Raw genomic sequence first — 1,422 nt, 5'->3', positions numbered from 1 at the left:
GGCTCAGTGGAAATTTAGTGGGGATAAGCATAAATCTTTGCAAGTCGATACAGAAAAAACTTTTCATCAACGATGCCCCTTAGTGATGCTCTGAAAGCTTTGATTTTTGCATTAAAGGATTCAGCTGCAGCATTAGATGATCTATTTGTATAAAAATTAAGAATGTCATCGTAATGTTCGTAGAATGTTGCAGCAATAACATTGAAAGAACGGAAGCCAGCTTCTTCCACTTTGTTGTACCATTTAGCCATAGAAAGTCTTGCGGCATCTTTAACAGTATTTTTTGAGAAAATCATTCTCAAAGAATGCGAGAGTCCATAAGCTGTCTTCAAATCTGGATATTCTCTAAATAGAATCTCAGCTCTCTTGCTTTGTGACAGTGTCCATTTCTCTCCTGATTTGAAAAGAAGATACCTACTCCTTGCTAGCAATTCCTTTCTCGTATCTCCGTTCTCATATCGAAAAGGCACGTATTCGCGTCCTTCAAGTTTTGCATTCTCCATGTCGTCATTGGCCTCTTGTATAGCATCCCAACGATGCTTAATGCGCATTTCCTGCACAGCATCGCAAGCAAGCTTCTGTATGTGAAACCTGTCTATTACTCTCATTGCTTTGGGAAAGCATGTGCGAACAATCTTTCTCATGGAGTCTGACAAATCTAATGTGACCTCCTCAACCGTGTTCAGAAGAGCTTCAGGTATATGCTTCAAGGCATTGATAACGTCCTCTGACTTAACACCCTTGACAATTGCAACCAGACATTGGTCTTTTCCGTGTCTATCCCTGTTGGTGACGATTGTGCGCAATTCTCCGTTAGACATAGATGTCTCGTCTATTGCCAAATTACGACCTATGTTGTCAGGAAAGACAAGCCATTCATCGGCATGCTCTAGTTCTGACCATGTACGATAGTCACTCAAGACATCCTTGTATTGTTTATCCAATGTATTGGAGTTTACATGGTAGTATCGTTCAAGCGTACGGCAGGTCGTCGGGGATGTGTCCATACGTCTCTTTTAAAAAAGCCGCAAACTCTTTCGAGTAGCGGGTTCCTGATTCGGTAACACTAATACGGTCGACAAATGTCTCTCCTGTTTCCTTGTTTTTCCATCTACGACGACGAAGTACAAGAATCACCTTATGGTCACGAATCGGGAAATCAGTTATGCGTACAGCGTCCATAAAACCTTTGGATTCATAGTCCTCTGATTTTTGGAGATAAGCATTCATACGCTCGTCTAGATGAATGGTCATACTCATTGCGTCAATATCAGACTCATCTGTTTCTATCTTGACGATATCGAAATTGTCTAGTATTTCTTTGGGAAGAACTAGACGGGCTAATTGTTCAAGCATGTTCATAATGCAAAGATACAAAATACTATGAAATAAAAAACACCCCCAGTACTTTTCCGCTGACCC

At 40.9% G+C, this 1,422-nt stretch carries 2 protein-coding genes; both read right to left on the bottom strand.

The window, feature by feature from the left end:
- Positions 1-14: 14 nt before the first annotated feature.
- The gene (locus CHL74_RS15360; protein ID WP_094882018.1) at positions 15-1,007 is read right to left on the bottom strand and encodes an ISAon1 family transposase; all 993 of its coding nucleotides are present in this window, start codon (positions 1,005-1,007) and stop codon (positions 15-17) included.
- Positions 973-1,362 carry an ISAon1 family transposase N-terminal region protein gene (locus CHL74_RS15355; RefSeq protein ID WP_044073578.1) on the bottom strand — a complete coding sequence of 130 codons (390 nt, stop codon included), beginning with the start codon at positions 1,360-1,362 and terminating at the stop codon, positions 973-975. The genes CHL74_RS15360 and CHL74_RS15355 overlap by 35 nt, the downstream gene beginning before the upstream one ends.
- Positions 1,363-1,422 lie beyond the last annotated feature (60 nt).

Source organism: Prevotella sp. 885 (assembly GCF_002265625.1).
In the GTDB taxonomy this organism is placed as follows: domain Bacteria; phylum Bacteroidota; class Bacteroidia; order Bacteroidales; family Bacteroidaceae; genus Prevotella.
The sequence above is the reverse complement of the archived record's forward strand: the minus strand, read 5'-3'. Positions and strand labels throughout refer to the sequence as shown.

Coding starts and splice junctions, on each gene's coding strand:
- CHL74_RS15360 (WP_094882018.1), bottom strand. CDS start 1,007: ATGGACACATCCCCGACGACCTGCCGTACGCTTGAACGATACTACCAT.
- CHL74_RS15355 (WP_044073578.1), bottom strand. CDS start 1,362: ATGAACATGCTTGAACAATTAGCCCGTCTAGTTCTTCCCAAAGAAATA.